Annotated in this window: 12 protein-coding genes; 4 read left to right on the top strand and 8 right to left on the bottom strand. The window is 69.8% G+C overall.

The features are described 5' to 3' along the window. Positions 1-35: 35 nt before the first annotated feature. The 6 genes from xylA to AB0M01_RS13130 all read right to left on the bottom strand — a co-directional run bounded on the left by xylA (position 36) and on the right by AB0M01_RS13130 (position 7,554). Complete coding sequence (gene xylA / locus AB0M01_RS13155) at positions 36-1,196, bottom strand: xylose isomerase (RefSeq protein WP_363668801.1); 1,161 nt, start codon at positions 1,194-1,196, stop codon at positions 36-38. Then, positions 1,193-2,356: a Gfo/Idh/MocA family oxidoreductase gene (locus AB0M01_RS13150; protein WP_363668799.1), complete on the bottom strand. Its 1,164-nt coding sequence runs from the start codon at positions 2,354-2,356 to the stop codon at positions 1,193-1,195. Before AB0M01_RS13150 ends, xylA begins: the two co-directional genes overlap by 4 nt. A 17-nt stretch (positions 2,357-2,373) precedes the next feature. After that, on the bottom strand, positions 2,374-3,426 hold the full coding sequence (locus AB0M01_RS13145) for a substrate-binding domain-containing protein (RefSeq protein WP_363668797.1): 1,053 nt from the start codon (positions 3,424-3,426) through the stop codon (positions 2,374-2,376). Between the two features lie 36 nt (positions 3,427-3,462). Continuing rightward, positions 3,463-4,578 (bottom strand): ABC transporter permease, encoded by a 1,116-nt coding sequence (locus AB0M01_RS13140; RefSeq protein WP_363668795.1) that lies wholly within the window; start codon positions 4,576-4,578, stop codon positions 3,463-3,465. Next, entirely contained in the window at positions 4,578-6,086 is a 1,509-nt protein-coding gene (locus AB0M01_RS13135; protein ID WP_363668793.1) for a sugar ABC transporter ATP-binding protein, read from the bottom strand. Before AB0M01_RS13135 ends, AB0M01_RS13140 begins: the two co-directional genes overlap by 1 nt. A 187-nt stretch (positions 6,087-6,273) precedes the next feature. Further along, positions 6,274-7,554 (bottom strand): ROK family transcriptional regulator, encoded by a 1,281-nt coding sequence (locus tag AB0M01_RS13130; protein WP_363668791.1) that lies wholly within the window; start codon positions 7,552-7,554, stop codon positions 6,274-6,276. A 214-nt stretch (positions 7,555-7,768) separates the two neighbouring features. Here AB0M01_RS13130 and AB0M01_RS13125 point away from each other — a divergent pair, with 214 nt between their 5' ends. Continuing rightward, positions 7,769-9,292 carry a glycoside hydrolase family 71/99-like protein gene (locus tag AB0M01_RS13125; RefSeq protein WP_363668789.1) on the top strand — a complete coding sequence of 508 codons (1,524 nt, stop codon included), beginning with the start codon at positions 7,769-7,771 and terminating at the stop codon, positions 9,290-9,292. Between the two features lie 52 nt (positions 9,293-9,344). Here AB0M01_RS13125 and AB0M01_RS13120 read toward each other — a convergent pair whose 3' ends face one another. Beyond that, the gene (locus AB0M01_RS13120; protein ID WP_363668787.1) at positions 9,345-10,601 is read right to left on the bottom strand and encodes a hypothetical protein; all 1,257 of its coding nucleotides are present in this window, start codon (positions 10,599-10,601) and stop codon (positions 9,345-9,347) included. 333 nt (positions 10,602-10,934) lie between these two features. Here AB0M01_RS13120 and AB0M01_RS13115 point away from each other — a divergent pair, with 333 nt between their 5' ends. Together AB0M01_RS13115 and AB0M01_RS13110 are read left to right on the top strand one after the other, a co-directional pair. Next, positions 10,935-11,423, top strand: a complete 489-nt coding sequence (locus AB0M01_RS13115; RefSeq protein WP_363668785.1) for a MarR family transcriptional regulator — start codon at positions 10,935-10,937, stop codon at positions 11,421-11,423. A gap of 69 nt (positions 11,424-11,492) precedes the next feature. Beyond that, positions 11,493-12,716, top strand: coding sequence for an epoxide hydrolase family protein (locus AB0M01_RS13110; protein WP_363668783.1), 1,224 nt, complete (start codon positions 11,493-11,495; stop codon positions 12,714-12,716). A 15-nt stretch (positions 12,717-12,731) separates the two neighbouring features. Here AB0M01_RS13110 and AB0M01_RS13105 read toward each other — a convergent pair whose 3' ends face one another. Beyond that, positions 12,732-13,541 (bottom strand): dienelactone hydrolase family protein, encoded by an 810-nt coding sequence (locus AB0M01_RS13105; protein WP_363668781.1) that lies wholly within the window; start codon positions 13,539-13,541, stop codon positions 12,732-12,734. A 184-nt stretch (positions 13,542-13,725) separates the two neighbouring features. Between AB0M01_RS13105 and AB0M01_RS13100 the strand changes: the two genes are divergently transcribed. Further along, entirely contained in the window at positions 13,726-16,578 is a 2,853-nt protein-coding gene (locus tag AB0M01_RS13100; protein WP_363668779.1) for a S8 family serine peptidase, read from the top strand. The last annotated feature ends 46 nt before the right edge of the window (positions 16,579-16,624 follow it).

Genomic DNA, 16,624 nt, shown 5'->3' with positions numbered 1-16,624 from the left:
CAGCTACTTGCGAACAGCTACTTGCAGAAAGTGCGTCAGCGGACGCCGAGCAGGTGGTCCATCGCGAGCTGGTCGAGCTTCTCGAAGCCGAGGCCGCGGGCGGCCAGCGTCTCCGGGTCGTACGTCGCCTTGCGCAGCTCGTCGAGGGACTCCCCCGCGCCGAGCGTCGGCTGCGACAGGTCGGCCACGCGGGCCGCGGCCAGCGCCTCCTGGACCTCGGGGTCGGCCCGGAACGCCGCGACCTTCTCGCGCAGGATCAGGTAGTTGCGCATGCAGCCGCGGGCGGTCTCCCAAACGCCGTCGAGGTCCTCGGTGCGCGGCGGCTTGTAGTCGAAGTGCACGTAGCCGTCGTACCCGGGCTGGCCTTCCGCGCCCTGCAGGACGTCGACGGTCCAGAACGCCTCGCGCAAGTTGCCGGCACCGAAGCGCAGGTCCTGGTCGAACCGCGGCCCGTGCTGCCCGTTCAGGTCGATGTGGAACAGCTTGCCGTGCCACAGCGCCTGGGCGATCCCGTGCGCGTAGTTCAGCCCGGCCATCTGCTCGTGCCCGACCTCGGGGTTGATCCCGACCAGCTCGGGGTGCTCGAGGTCGTTGATGAACGCGATCGCGTGCCCGATCGTCGGCAGCAGGATGTCGCCGCGCGGCTCGTTCGGCTTCGGCTCCAGCGCGAACCGCAGGTCGTAGCCCTGTTCGCGCACGTACGTCGTGAGCAGGTCCATCGACTCCTTGTACCGGTCCATCGCGGCCCGGACGTTCTTCGAGCCGCCGGACTCCGCGCCCTCGCGACCGCCCCACAGCACGTACGTCGAGGCGCCGAGCTCGGCGGCCAGGTCGACGTTGCGCAGGATCTTGGCCAGCGCGTAGCGCCGGACGTCGCGGTCGTTGGCGGTCAGGCCGCCGTCCTTGAAGACCGGGTGGCTGAACAGGTTCGTGGTGGCCATCTCGACGACCAGGCCGGTGTCGGACAGCGCCTTGCCGAACCGGGCCAGCACCGCCTGGCGCTGGGCGTCGTCGGGGACCAGGTCGTCGTCGTGGAAGGAGACGGCGGCGGCGCCCAGCTCGGCCAGCTTCTCGACCGCGAGCACCGGGTCGAGCGGCGCGCGGACCGCCGTACCGAAGACGTCGACACCTTCCCAGCCGACCGTCCAGAGTCCGAACGAGAACTTGTCGGCCTTGCTCGGGGTGTATGCGTTCATTCGGGGATCTCCTGCCATTCTCGGGAGTTCGAGCTGTCCTCGACGGCCGCGAGCACGCGCTGGACCTGGAGGCCGTCGGCGAACGACGGCTCCGGGTCCTTGCCCTCGGCAATCGCCGTGACCAGGTCGACCACTTGGTGGGTGAAACCGTGCTCGTAGCCGAGCAGGTGGCCGGGCGGCCACCAGGCGGCGACGTACGGGTGCACGGGCTCGGTCGCGAGGATCCGCCGGAAGCCGGCGGTCTCGGCGTCCTCGGTCGCGTCGTAGTAGTGGAGGAGGTTCATGTCCTCGAAGTCGAAGGCCAGGCTGCCCTTCGAGCCGTTGATCTCGATCCGGATCGCGTTCTTGCGGCCGGTGGCGAACCGGGTCGCCTCGAAGACGCCGAGCGCGCCGCCGCGGAAGTTCGCGATGAACACCGCGGCGTCGTCGACGGTGACCGGGCCGCGCTCGGCGCTCGCCGTACCGGACAGGCCGCTGTGCGCCTCGGCCTTCGGGCGTTCCTTGACGAACGTCTCCAGCCGGCCGCTCACCTCCGCGATCCGGTCACCGGTGATGAACTGGGTCAGGTCGACGATGTGCGCGCCGATGTCACCGAGCGCGCCGGAGCCGGCCTTCTCCTTGTCGAGGCGCCACGACAGCGGCGCCTCGGGGTCGGCGATCCAGTCCTGCAGGTACTGCGCCCGGACGTGCCGGACGGTCCCGACCTTGCCCTCGGCCACCAGTTTGCGCGCGAGCGCGATGGCCGGGACCCGGCGGTAGGTGAACCCGACCATCGACCTGATCCCCTGCGCGGCCGCCTTGGCCGCGGCGTCGGCCATCGCCTCCGCCTCCGCGACCGTGTTGGCCAGGGGCTTCTCGCAGAGCACGTGCTTACCGGCCTCGAGCGCGGCGATCGCGATCTCGGCGTGGCTGTCGCCCGGCGTACAGACGTCGACCAGCTGGACGTCGTCACGCTGCAGCAGCGCCCGCCAGTCGGTCTCGGTCGTGCTCCAGCCGAGCTTGCCGGCGGCAGCCTGTACCGCTTCGGCGTTGCGGCCGCACAGGACGTTGAGGTCCGGGTGCAGCGGCAGGTCGAAGAAGCGCGGCGCGTTGCGCCAGGCCTGCGAGTGGGCGGCCCCCATGAAGGCGTAGCCGATCAGGCCGATGCCCAGGTTCGTCATACCGTGTGTTCCCTTTCTCAGCTCTCGAACGCGGTCGGGAGGTACTGGTCCACGTTGTCCTTGGTGACGACCGGGGCGTACAGCTGGACGGTGCGCGGCACCTCGACCTCCACCAGGTCGCCGAGGGACTTCTTCTGCACCAGCAGCCGAGCCAGCCGGACGCCGTCCGCACCCTGCGTGGACGGGTAGATGACGGTCGCCCGCATCACCGTGTTGCCGGCCTTGATGTCGCGCATCACGTTGGCCGAGCCGGCGCCGCCGACCATGAAGAACTCCTTGCGGCCGGAGTTCTTGATCGCGGCCAGGACGCCGACACCCTGGTCGTCGTCGTGGTTCCAGATCGCGTCGATCTTCGGCGCGGCCTGGAGCAGGTTCGCGGCGGCCTTCTCACCGGACTCGACGGTGAACTCGGCCGGGACCCGGTTGCTGACCTTGAGGCCGCAGTCCGCGAGGGCTTCCTTGAAGCCCTGGCTGCGGGCCTGGGTCAGCGGCAGCGAGTCGATGCCGGCGATCTCGGCGACCACCGCGTCCGGCTTGCCCTTCAGCTCCTGGCAGATGTAGGTGCCGGCCGAGACACCCATGCCCTTGTTGTCACCGAGCACGGTGGTCCGGGCGGCGAAGGTGCTGCCGAACTCGCGGTCGACGTTGACCACGGTGATCCCGGCGTCCATCGCCTTGGTGGCGACCGCGGTCAGCGCGGCACCGTCGAACGGCAGCAGCACGATCGCGTCGACCTTCTGGTTGATGAAGGTCTCCACCTGGCTGATCTGCAGGTTCACGTCGTTGGTGCCCTCGGCGACGATCAGCTCGACGTCGGAGAACTTCTTCGCCTCGGCCTGGGTGGCCTTGGTGATCGCGCCCATCCAGCCGTGGTCGGCGGCCGGGGCCGAGAAGCCGATCCGGACCTTCTTGCCCGGCTCGTCGTTCTTGCCGCCGGCCACGGCCTGGGTGGCGCCGGTGTCGGAGGTCTTCTCGGCCTCCGGCGTGTTGCTGGTGCAGGCGATCAGCGCCAGCGAGCTCAGGCCGGCGATACCGGCCACCTTCAGGAAGCGGGCGGGTCGTGCGGACATCCTTGTCCTCCTCGTGTGCAGGGTTGTGTTCGACATCTAGGTGGTGCTCGAGCGGGCGGCCAGCCGTTGCTGGAGGAGGACCGCGATCACGATGATCACGCCCTTGGCCACCGACTGTGCGGAGATGCTCAGGTTGTTCAGGGTGAAGACGTTGTTCAGCGTGGTGAAGATCAGTACGCCGAACACGGTGCCGACGATCGTGCCGCGGCCGCCGGACAGCAGCGTCCCGCCGATCACGACCGCGGCGATCGCGTCCAGCTCGTACAGCTGACCGTGCGTCGAGCTGCCGGTCGTCGTCCGGGCCATCAGCATCACGGCGGCGATGCCGCAGCACAGACCGGCCAGGACGTAGAGCGCGACCGTGTGCCGCTGGACCTTGATACCGGCCAGGCGGGCCGCTTCGGCGTTGCCGCCGACCGCGAACGTCCGGCGGCCGAAGGTGGTCCGGTTGAGCAGCACCCAGCCGAGCGCGGCGACGATCACGAACATCCAGACCAGCACCGGTACGCCGATCACCGAGCCGCCGAAGACGTCCAGGAACGGGTTGACGGTGATGATCTGGGTCTTGCGGTCGGAGATGATCTCGGCCAGGCCGCGCGCTCCGGCCAGCATCGCCAGCGTCGCGACGAACGGGACGATCTTGCCGTAGGCAATCAGCAGGCCGTTGACCAGGCCGCAGGCGGCGCCGACCAGCAGGGCGGTGCTGACCATGAAGATCCAGTGGAAGTCGGCGGCCATCTGCTGGGTGGCCAGGGTGGTCGCCCAGACCGACGCGAGGGCGAGCATCGCGCCGACCGAGAGGTCGATGCCGCCACCGGTGATGACGAACGTCATCCCGATGCTGACCACGCCGATCACCGCGGCCAGCCGCAGGATCGTCAGCAGGTTGGCGCTGGTGGCGAAGGTGTCGCCGGCGGTGATCAGGCCCACCACGCAGAGCAGGACCAGCGCGACGATCAGTCCGACGTTGCGGCCCATCCCGGAGCGCAGCAGCGCCGCCGTACCGCCGCCGTTGCGTGGGGCGCCGGGCTGGCGGGTGGTGGCCTGCGTCGAGGCCGTCGTACCGGCGGGCGTCGTACCGGCTGGCGTCGTACCGGGGACCGCGTCCTGGACCTTCGCGTCCGGCTCCGAACGTGCGACTTCCTCACTCATCACACGGCACTTCCTTCCATCACCAGGTCCAGGACCCGGTGCTCGTCGATGTCCTGCGCGGGACCGGTGTGCACGGCCCGCCCCTCCCGCATCACCACGACCCGGTCGGCCAGACCGAGCACTTCCTCGACCTCGCTGGAGACCAGCACGATCGCGACCCCGTTGGCGGCCAGCTTGCGAATCAGCGCGTAGATCTCCGACCGCGCGCCGACGTCGACGCCGCGGGTCGGTTCGTCGAGCAGCAGCACCCGGCAGTCGCGCAGCAGCCAGCGGGCCAGCACGACCTTCTGCTGGTTGCCGCCCGACAGGTTGCGAACCGGATGGTCGACGCCTTGCGGCCGTACGTCGAGCGCTTTGGTCAACTCCTCGGCGGCCTTCTTCTCGGCGTGGCCGTTGAGGAACCCGCCGCTGGCGAAGCGCTGCATCGTCGAGACGGTGATGTTCTTGTAGACCGCTTCGTCGAGCAGCAGCGCCTGGCTCTTGCGCTCCTCGGGCGCGAGCCCGACGCCGGCCTTGACCGCGGCCTGGACCCGGCCCGGGCGCAGCGTGACGCCGTCGACGCGGACCTCGCCGGTCGCGGCCTTGCGCGCGCCGTACACGGTCTCCAGTACTTCGGACCGCCCGGAGCCGACCAGCCCGGCGAAGCCGAGGATCTCGCCGGCCTTGACCTCGAACCCGATCTCCTCGAACTCGCGCGGGCGGGACAGTCCGGTGACCTCCAGGACCGTCGGCGCGTTCTTGTCGATCGCGGCGCGCGGCGGGAAGACGTACTCGATCGAGCGGCCGGTCATCAGCCGGATCAGCTCCGAGGTCGCGGTCTGGCGCGCGTCCAGGCCGGTGGCGACCGTCGCGCCGTCCTTGAGCACGGTGACCCGGTCGCCGATCTCGCGGATCTCCTCCAGGCGGTGCGAGATGTAGATGACCGCGACGCCGCGCGACGTGAGGTCGCGGATCACGCGGAACAAGTTGCCGACCTCCTCGGAGTCGAGCACCGCGGAGGGCTCGTCCATCACGATCAGCTGAGCGTCACGGGAGAGCGCTCTCGCCATGCTCACGACCTGTTGGCCGGCGGCCGGCAGCAGACCGACGGTCCGGCCGACCGGGATCTCGCCGTGGCCGAGGCCCTTGAGCAGCTCGCGGGCCCTGGTGTTGGCCTCATGCCGCCGGGTCATCCCGAACCGGGCCGGCTCGTGGCCGAGGAACACGTTCTCGGCGACGCTCAGGTCCGGCACCAGGTCGAGCTCCTGGTAGATCGCGGCGATCCCGAGATCGATCGCGGCGGTCGGGCTGTTCAGCGCAACCTCGTTGCCGTTGACAACGATCGTGCCCTGGTCCGGCTGGTGCGCGCCGGTCAGCACCCGGATCAGCGTCGACTTGCCGGCGCCGTTCTGGCCGAGCAGGCAGTGCACCTCCCCCCGGCGGACGTCGAGATCGACGCCGTCCAGCGCCCGGACGCCGGGGAACTCCTTGACGATCCCGGTCATCCGCAACAGTTCTTCGTCGGCCACCCCATCACCTCTCGTCCTCGCCCCGCCCAGATCCTTCGTCCCCGCCGTGCTCATCGCCGCGGCCCTCGTCCCGCGGGTGCTTCGTTCAGTGCGCGACTCTGGTCGCCTCGCGACCCTCGTCCCGCGCGTGCCTCGTTCATTGCGCGACTCCGGTCGCCTCGCGACCCACGTCCCACCGCCGCTTCGCTCATTGCGCGACTCCGGTCGCCTCGCGGCCGATCAGGGTCGGGTCCAGGAAGACCTGGTCGAGCGAGATCTGCGCGCCGCCCCGGACCGCCGCGGTGAAGCCCAGCTCGGACTGGACGACCCGGCAGCCGCCGCCGTCCGGAGCGATCACGCGGTCGCGGATCGCGCTCTCCAGCGGTTCTTTCAGCCAGGGCCCGAGGACGGCGAAGTAGCCGCCGAGGACCAGGACGTCCGGGTTCAGGATGTTCACCAGGATCGCGCCGCCGATGCCCAGCCAGGTCCCGACGTCGGCCAGCGCGCGCAGGGTGCGCGCTCCCCCGGCCTCGGCCCGCCGGGTGATCTCGGCGAGCCGCTGCTCGACGTCCAGCGACGGGTCACGCACGGGGTCGTCGGCGTCCGTCGCCTTGTTGAGCAGCGCGGTCAGCCCGACCACGGTCTCCCAGCAGCCGGTCCGGCCGCAGCCACAGATCCCACCGGCCGGAGCGACGGGCATGTGCCCGACCTCGCCGCTGAAGCCACTGCCGCCGCGCAGCAGGTGCCCGCCGGCGACCATCCCGCCACCGACACCGATCGCGCCGGTCAGCAGCACGATGTCCTCGACCTTGCTCCCGGCGTCCTTGCGCAGCTCCGAGTACGCCGCCAGGGCGGCCAGGTTCGCCTCGTTGTCGACCCGGACCGGGTACGCCGGACCGCCAAGGCGGTCGCGGATCGCGTCGACGATCTGCAGCTCGCCCCACTTCAGGTTCGGCGCGAGCTTCAGCGCGCCGGTCGAGCTCTCGACCAGGCCGGGCGCCGCGAGCGTCACGCCGGCGGTCTGGCCGCCGCGGGCCTCGACCGCGGTGACCGCCTCACCGACGAGCTCGGCGAGGTGGTCGAGCGTCGTACCGGGGTCGAGGTGGGCGACGTCGAGCGGGACGCGGCGTTCGATCACGGTGTCGCCGCTGAGGTCGAGCGCGGTGACGGCCAGGTAGTCGACGTTGATCTCGGCGCCGACCCCGCAGACCGCGCTGCCGTCCAGCTCGACCAGCTGGCCGGGGCGGCCGAGGGCGCCGCGCTCGGACTCGGCGCGGCCTTCCCGGAGCAGACCACGCTCGACGAGCTCGGCGACCAGGCTGGAGACGGTGGCCTTGTTCAGGCCGGTGTCGGCGGCGATCCGGGCCCGCGACTTCGGTCCCGCGGACCGGACGTGCCGCAGGACCACGGAGAGGTTGTTGCGGCGCAGGGAGACATGGTCGGCCGCGACCACGCCACCGCCCGGCCGACTGCCGTCGGTCAGCGTCACCAGACCCCCACCCCTTCTCCCCCGACAGGAGAACGGCACCCATTAGTGTGATGCCAGTCACAGACTTAGTCTGTTGAGGCAACAAACTAAGTACCCGCGTGGTTGCCGTCAAGAGGTCGGAGCGAAACAGTTTCGATCTTGGATTTTCATTCTGTTGTTGATATTTTGCGGCCACTCTCCGCAGTCCTGTCCGCCCCTTTCAGGAGCCTGCACCATGACACTGACTCGACGTACGTTCCTGGCCGCCTCCGCGGCCACCGCCGCCGCCGCTTCGACGGCCGGCACCGCTCTGTCCGCCTCCGCGGCCCCGCAGGCCAGCCCGCCCGGCGACGTGGTCGGCAAGATCACCGTCGGCTACCAGGGCTGGTTCGCCTGCGCCGGCGACGGCGCCCCGATCAACGGCTGGTGGCACTGGAGCCGGAACTGGGGACAGCCGCCGTCCCCGTCCAACAACGCGCTCGGCAGCTGGCCCGACGTCCGCGACTACTCCGCGACGTACCAGACGGCGTACGCGAACCTCGGCAACGGGCAGCCCGCGCGGCTGTTCTCGTCGTACGACCAGCAGACGGTGAACACGCACTTCCAGTGGATGCAGCAGCACGGCTGTGACACCGCCGCGCTGCAGCGGTTCAACCCGTTCGGCGGTGAGGGGCCGACCCGCGACGCGATGGCGGCGAAGGTGCGGCAGGCCGCCGAGCAGTACGGGCGGAAGTTCTACATCATGTACGACGCGACCGACTGGCAGAACATGCAGTCGGAGATGAAGCAGGACTGGACCAACAAGATGCGTGCGTACACGGCCTCGCCGATGTACGCGAAGCAGAACGGGAAGCCGGTCGTCTGCATCTGGGGGTTCGGTTTCAACGAGCCGAACAAGGCGTTCCCGGCGTCGGTGTGCCTGGACGTCGTCAACTGGTTCAAGGGCCAGGGGTGCTACGTGATCGGCGGGGTGCCGACGCACTGGCGGCGCGGGGTCGAGGACTCACGCTCCGGCTACCTCGATGTGTACCACGCGTTCGACATGATCTCGCCGTGGATGGTCGGGCGGATCCAGGACGTCGCGGGCGCGGATCACTACTACAACAACGTGAACCAGCAGGACCAGGCCGACTGCAACGCCTTCGGGATCGACTACCAGCCGTGCGTGATCCCGGGCGACCTGCAGTCCGGGCACCGGCGGCACGGCGACCTGATGTGGCGGCAGTTCTACAACCTGACGCGGGTCGGCGTGCAGGGGATGTACATCTCGATGTTCGACGAGTACAACGAGGGCAACCAGATCGCCAAGACCGCGGAGAGCGCGGCCTTCGTTCCTTCCGGGTCGGGGATCCGGGCGCTGGACGAGGACGGGACGGCTTGCTCCTCGGACTACTACCTGCGGCTGACCAACGACGGTGGGCGGATGTTCAAGGGGCAGATCCCGTTGACACCTAACCGGCCTACACCGCCGGTGGTTTCTGCCGGCACCGGTGGGGTGGTGTTCTTCGAGCACGTGGACTACCTGGGCGCCGCGGGGGCTGCGCTTGCCAAGGGCAACTACACGCGGGCTGCGTTGCAGGCGGCCGGCGTGCAGGACAACTGGGCTTCGTCGGTGCGGATCCCGGCCGGGTGGACGGTCACGGCGTACAGCGAGGACAACTTCGGCGGTCAGGCGTGGACGTGGAACGCGAACCAGCCGAACTTCACGACGCTGTCACCGAACGCGAACGATCAGCTGACGTCCTGCCGGATCTCCTGACTCTTCTCTGTGCAGACGACCCCAGCCTCTGCAGGCTGGGGTCGTTTGTGCGTCAGAGGAGCTCGAGGCTGTCCGTCGCGAGGGTGATGACGGCGCCGTCCAGGTGCAGGCGGCAGGCGATGGCGTGGCCGGCGCAGGTGAACAGCGCGGGACCGGCCACGTCGACGACCTTGTACGCGACCGGTTGCGCGCACCGCTCGCTCGGGCCCTGCTGCTCGTGGTGGCAGCCCAGCACGTGACAGGTCGCGACCTCGCCGCCGACGTTCATCAGCGTGAGGCCGTGATCGGGGCACACACCCCAGGTCACGCCACAGACCTGTCCCTCGCTCGCGGCGAGACGGACGAGGCTTCCCGCGGTCGACTGCAGCTCGCTGGCGACCGCGCGGAAGGTCTCGACGGCCTCGTCGAGGTCCCGGCGGAGCTGGCGCGACTCGACCGTCTCGGGCATCCCCTGGGTCGCGGCGAGCAGATCCTCGGAGAGCGCTTTCGCGGCCAGCGCGATCTCGTCCACGCGGACCGGCGTACCGAACCCGGCCTGGCGTGGCCCGACCGGGACCGTGCGCCCGTTGATCGCGGCCTGGTACTGCCAGTCCACATTGCGCGGGGCGTCGGTGGTGTGCGGAGCGTCGGTGTTGTGCGGAGCGTCGGTGTTGTGCGGCCCGTTCGCGTTGGGCGGAGCGCTCGCGTTGGGCGGCGCGGTTGCATTCTGCGGCCCGTTCGCGTTGTGCGGAGCGGCTGCGTCCTGCGGCGCGTTCGCGTTCTGCGGAGCGGCTGCGTTCTGCGCCGCGTTCGCGTTGTGCGGTGCGTTTGCGTTGCGCGGCGCGGTTGCTCCCGCGTTCTCGGGAGAGCGCTCCCGCGCGTTCTCGGGCGGCATCACGCCGGCCGTCTGACCCGTGCTCACTGCGGCGGTCTCACCTGTTCTCGCTGCGGCGGCCTGACCGGAGTTCTTCCCGGCGGTCTCATCCGTCGTGCTGTGGGACTGGTTCTCGGTCTCGGGATCGCCCGTGGGGCTTGATGCGCCGGGAGCGGCTTTGGTTGCGCCCGCGCCCTCCGGCTTCGGCGTCGCGTCGTCCGCGGTCTTCTTCGCGGCGGCGCCGGCCAGGTTCGGAGCGGCGGCCTCACCAGTGCCACCGGTCGCGATCGGCATCGGCGTACCGGGTGCCCAGGTACCGCCTGGTGATTGAGCTTGGGTGCCGCCCACGACCACCTGGCTGCCCCAGCCGGAATCGTGCCGGCTGTCGTCGGTCGTACCGTTCGACCAGCGCGACCTCTCGGTGTCGCCGCGGTTCGCTCGTTTGGCTCTCGCCATTCGCCGCCCCCTGATGACGTGTCTCCCCGGTGGCCGATGGTGCCATGCCCGCAGGGGGTGCGACCAGAGCAAATCACCGAGCGTCACACAGGGCTGAACAAGCCTTGCGCAGAGCAACGACCCCAGCCGGTGCGACGCGCCTGATCGACCTGGGCGCGACGGTCACCTCGTCCACCTCTTCCAATGCCCGCAGGGCTCCCGGGCAATCCCGCGGGCGTAATTCCCAACGCGCCCTTAACACTTGCCGTCAGCACGTGTCGGTAACCACACGCAGCGAAACCGGCCGGTCGTCCAGCGCTCCCGGTTACATCGAAAATTGATATGGTTGCCTCCGTGGACGCGCAGACCCCCGATCTCGAGGCCCTGACGACGGCGATCGAGGACTTCACCACGATCTTCATCCGGCTGCCGTCCGTCCGCCGCTTCAACTTCTCCACCCTGTCGGTCCTGCACACGCTCGCCCGCCGCGGCCCGCTCCGGCTCACCGACCTGACCGCCACCGAGCAGCTCAAGCAACCGGCGCTCACCAGCCTGGTCGCGAAGCTCGAACGCGACGGCCTGGTCTCGCGTGCTCCCGATGCGCGCGATGGGCGCGCGATGCTGCTGTCGCTGACCCCCGAGGGCCGGGCGATCGTCGACTCGCGCCGAACCAGCCGGGTCGAGCGTTTGACCGAGCTGGTGAACCAGCTGAGCCCCGAAGATCGCGCTCTCCTGGCGGGATCCGCCGGGGTGCTGCAACGCCTGACCGAGATCGCCTCCGCCGACCGCTCCGACCGCCGCGACGGCCTCGACCGATCAGACCGCCGCGACCACGCCGACTGATTCGAACGCCGCGACCGCCCCAATCTCCGACCGCTCCGACCGCTCCAACCGCTCCTTGTGAGGCCTTCCATGCCGACACCGTTCCCGCTCGACCCGACTCCGATCCACGTCTCCGACGAGGTCCTCGCCGACCTTCGCGCCCGGTTGCGCGCGACCAAGTGGCCGCTCGACGCGGGCAACGAGGACGGGCACTACGGCGTACGGCGTACGGACCTGCAGGAGCTGGTCGCGTACTGGGCCGACGGGTTCGACTGGAGAGCGTCGGAGAGCGCGATCAACGCGTTCCCGAACTACCGGGTCGACGTCGGCGGCGTACCGGTGCACTTCCTGCGCAAGGCCGGCGTCGGGCCGCGGCCGGTCCCGCTGATCCTGAGCCACGGCTGGCCGTGGACGTTCTGGCATTTCGCGAAGGTGATCGACCGGCTCGCCGACCCGGCGGCGTACGGCGGTGATCCCGCGGACGCCTTCGACGTGATCGTGCCGTCGCTCCCGGGCTTCGGCTTCTCGACGCCGCTCGCGCAGCCGGACCTGAACTTCTGGAAGATCGCCGATGTGTGGCACTCGCTGATGACCGAGGTGCTCGGGTACTCCCGGTACGCCGCCGCCGGGAACGATGTGGGCGCGTTGGTGACCGGACAGCTCGGCCACAAGTACGCGGACGAGTTGCTGGGGATACACATCGGGTCTGCACTGAAGCTGGACTTCTTCAACGGCGAACGCGCTTGGGACATCACTGGTGGTCGACCTGTTCCCGAGGGGCTCTCGCCTGAGGTCCGGGCTCGTCTGCTCGAGGTCGAGAAGCGCTTCGCCGTGCATCTGTCGGCGCACATGCTCGCACCGACGACGCTCGCGTTCGGGCTCTCCGACTCCCCCGCCGGCCTGCTCGCCTGGCTGCTCGAGCGCTGGGACAAGTGGAGCGACGACGACGGGGACGTGCTGACCGTGTTCTCACCGGACGAGCTGTTGACCCACGCAACGATCTTCTGGGCGGGCGACGCGATCGAGACGTCGATCCGCACGTACGCGAACAACAACCGCTACCCTTGGGCGCCCTCGCACGACCGGCAGCCGGTCGTCGAGGCGCCGACCGGGATCACGTTCGTCGACTACGAGAACCCGCCGGGGGTCGGGAGTGCTTCGGAGCGGATCGAGAGCCTTCTCGCCAGCGACCGGGCGGGTCGGTACAACCACACCTCGATCACCTGCCACCCGCGTGGCGGGCACTTCATCCCGTGGGAGATCCCTGAGGAATGGACAGACGACGTACGTCGTACTTTCCGCACCCTCCGATAGTTGCCCAGGGCGCCATTATTTGCCGAGCTGCTCGCGGAGGAACTCGACCGTACGGGCCCGGGCCGCGAGCGCCGGGTGCCCCGGCGTCTCCCGCACCTCGGCGGTGAGCACCTGATGCGCACCCTTCCCGAACCCACCCGCGTTCCCCGGCCCGGAGTCGAGCTCGATCACCTCGAACGCGTCCCCGAGCCACTCCCGCAACGTCGCGAACCGCTCCGCCGGCACCGCCCGGTCCTTCGTGAATCGCAGCCCCAGCACGCACAGCCCGTCGCTGCGAGTCCGCTCCGCGATCAGCTCGAGCTCCTGCCGCGACGCCCCAGGATCCCGCCGCCGGGCGGACCCGAGCGGGAACGGCGTCGCCGGCTGACTCATCACCGGCGCCCGGACGACGTCCTCCACCGCGGTCGCCAACGCGAACCCACCGGTGAAGCACATCCCGATCACGCCGACGCCGCGTCCCGGCGTACGCGCGGCAAGATCAGCGGCGACCGCCCGCAGGTACTTCGTGATCGGCCGCTCCGCGTCCACCGCGAACGCCCGGAACTCCTTCGTGACGCACAACCGCGCGAACACCGCCGCGCCGTACCCGACGGTCGCCTCCCGCCCCGGCGTCCCGAACGGCGACGGCACCACCACCGTGAACCCCTCCGCCACCAGATGCTCCGCCAGCCCGAGCACCTCCGGCGTGATCCCCGGGATCTCCGGGATCAGCACCACCCCCGGCCCGGCCCCCTTCTCGTAACAGTCGAAGGTCAGCCCACCACCCGCGAACGGAGCCTTCGCCCACCCCGCCAGCTCGGCCCTCGGTGCAGCCCCATCAGCCATCGCCACGACTCCTCAACCGGTGAACCCACCCTGGAACCGCCGGCGGCGATTCCCCGCGTACGTCGTACTGAATCCCCCGGTGCCAAGAATTGCAGCTATTGACATCCCGGCGCCCCCAAAACTGTCCCCTGGCTCTGACATACTCCGGCCCAGAATGTCACTCTGAGACCCTTGGGGGGGTCCTGTGTTACCCATCCGCCCGTCCCACCTCCTGAAGCTGGGCCTACCGGCCGCGCTGGTCGCGTCCGGCCTGGTCGTGCTCAGCTCGGCCAGCGTCACCGCGGCCCAGCCGACCGCGTTCAAGCGCCTGCCCGCACCAGCCGCGCCCGCGAAGGGTGCCGCGCCGGAGGCCTTCGACCCGCACACCGTGATGGTCAAGTTCTCGGCGAAGTCGACCAGCAAGGCCCGCAGCACGGTGCTTGCCAAGCACAACAGCCGCCAGGCGGCGTCGTTGTCGACCGGCGACTACGTGACGGTCTCCAGCTCCGCCCCCGCGGCTGAGCTGCTCAAGAAGCTGCAGGCCGAACCGAGCGTCGAGGCTGCATCGCTCGACTACACCCGCCAGGCCGACGCGACGCCGAACGACGAGTACTACCGCAGCGACCAGGGATACCTGTCGACGGTGCGGATGCCGCAAGCGTGGGACCTGAGCAAGTCCGCCGGGGCGCAGACCGTCGCCGTGCTCGACTCCGGCGTCGACGCGGGCCACCCGGAACTCGCGGGCCGGATCCTGAGCGGTTACAACGCCTTCCTCAAGAACAGCGCCACCGACGACGACAACGGTCACGGCACCTTCGTCTCCGGCATCATCGCGGGCAACACCAACAACGGCCGCGGCATGGCTGGTGTCGCCTGGAACGCGCGGATCCTGCCGGTCAAGGTGCTCCAGGCCAACGGCTCGGGCAGCGACTCGGCGATCGTCGACGGCATCAACTGGGCCGCCTCGCACGGCGCCCGGGTGATCAACATGTCCCTCGGCGGCCCGAGCTACAACGCGGTGATGCACAACGCGATCAAGGCGGCCATTGCCAAGGGCATCGTCGTGGTCGTTTCCTCGGGCAACGAGTACTCGAACGTCGCGCACTACCCGGGCTCCCTCCCCGAGGTGCTGTCGGTCGGCGCGACCGACTCCAACGGCGTGCTGACCACATTCAGCTCCTGGGGCGACAATGTCGACATCGCTGCTCCGGGCTGGAACATCCTGTCCGCGCTGCCGCGACGCTTCACGCAGCCGAACCAGCTTCCCTACGGCATCGGCGCCGGCACGTCGTTCTCCGCACCGATCGTCGCGGGAGTCGCGGCGATGCTGCGGAACAAGTACCCGAGCTGGAGCCCGGCTCAGATCGAGGCGCAGCTCAAGAACACCGCCCGCGACGCGGGTCCGCGCGGCCGCGACCCGTTCTACGGCGCCGGCATTCTCGACGCCGCCAACGCGCTCGGTGCGACGTGGGCGCCCGAGTTCTGGGCCGCCGGCCCGGACGGCAACGACGTCGCGGTCCGGGCGACGCCGATGGCGCACGCGTCCATCACCGGTGCAATCGGCACCGAGGGCGAGGAAGACTGGTACTCCGCACAGTCGGCCGCCGCGCGCAACGTCCTCGTCACGCTGACTCCGCCGACCTACGACGACGATAACCGGGCTCAGAACCTTGACCCGATCCTGTGGATCTACAACGACCAGCTCCAGCTCATCGGCTTCGCCGACGCCAGTGACGAGAACCCCGAGACCGTCCGGCTGACGCTCCCCGCCGGGCGCGCCTACTTCAAGGTCACCAATTTCAACGGCTCCCGCGACAGCCGTCCGTACACGCTGTCCGTCGCCGCCAGCTCGACCGGCGGTTCGGCTGTCGGCGACCGCTACTGGGTCCGCGACACCTCCCCCGCCGACCTCGCGGGTGGCGTTTCGCAGACCGCCTCCCCCACGTTCACCTTCGAGCGTGACCTCGACCCGGCGAGCGTGAACACCACGACGGTCCGCCTGCTGCACGGCAAGACCGGCGCGGTCGTCGCGAGCACGCCGTCGTACGACCCGGCGACCAAGAAGCTCACGATCGACCCGACCGCGACGCTGCAGGACAACACGCCGTACCGGGTTGTCGTCGGCGCGGTGAAGGACACCGGCGGCGCGACGATGCCAGGCTCGTACTTCGTCTTCTTCCGCACCGTCGACGTCGCCCCGGCGCCGATCACCAACTTCACCGTGACCGGGCAGTACGCCGCGGCCGCGATGAAGTGGACGCTGCCGGGGATCACCGACCTCGACCAGGTCGTCGTCCGGCGCAACGCCGGGACGGTTGCTCCGGGCGCCCCGAACACCGGGACCCCGGCGTACATGGGTCCGGCGTCGAGCGCGACGGCGACCGGCCTGGCGAACGCCACGAGCTACGCGTTCCGGGCCTGGGTCAAGGACCGCAGCGGCAAGTGGAGCTCGTCGGTCGCGGCGAACCTGACCGGGACGTACACGACGATGACCGCGAACGCGACCGCGCTGGACTTCGGCGGCAAGGTCACGCTGAGCGGCAGCGTTGTGCGGGTCGACACGAAGGCGCCGCTGGCCGGCGTACTGGTGTCGCTGTACGGCCGGAACAAGAACAGCTCGACCTGGCGGGAGATCACCCGCGTCACGACGAGCGCCACCGGTACGTACTCCGTCACCTACCAGCCGACGTACTCCACGATCTTCGCGTGGGGCTACAACGGTTCGCCGGAGCTGCTCGGCTCCCGCACCGGCAACTGGACGACGGACGTCCGCCCGACGCTGACCGCGAACCTGTCGGCGACGGCGATCAAGCTCGGTGCGTCGACCACGTTCTACGGCTACGTCCGCCCGCAGCACGCCGGTTCGCCGGTGTACCTGCAGCGGTCCACCGGGTCGACCTGGACGACGATCACGTCGACGAAGCTGAACTCGACGGGCAACTACGGCTTCTCCATCAAGCCCACCGCCCGCGCCAGCTACACCTACCGCGTCGTCTTCCAGTCCGACGGCGACCACGCCACCGGAGTCAGTCCCGCGAAGAGCTTCACGGTGAGCTGACGTCGCTCGCCTGACCACGACGCGCCCTGCCCGGTTCTTCTCGGGC

The organism is Kribbella sp. NPDC051770, assembly GCF_040681455.1.
Lineage (GTDB): Bacteria > Actinomycetota > Actinomycetes > Propionibacteriales > Kribbellaceae > Kribbella.
The sequence above is the reverse complement of the archived record's forward strand: the minus strand, read 5'-3'. Positions and strand labels throughout refer to the sequence as shown.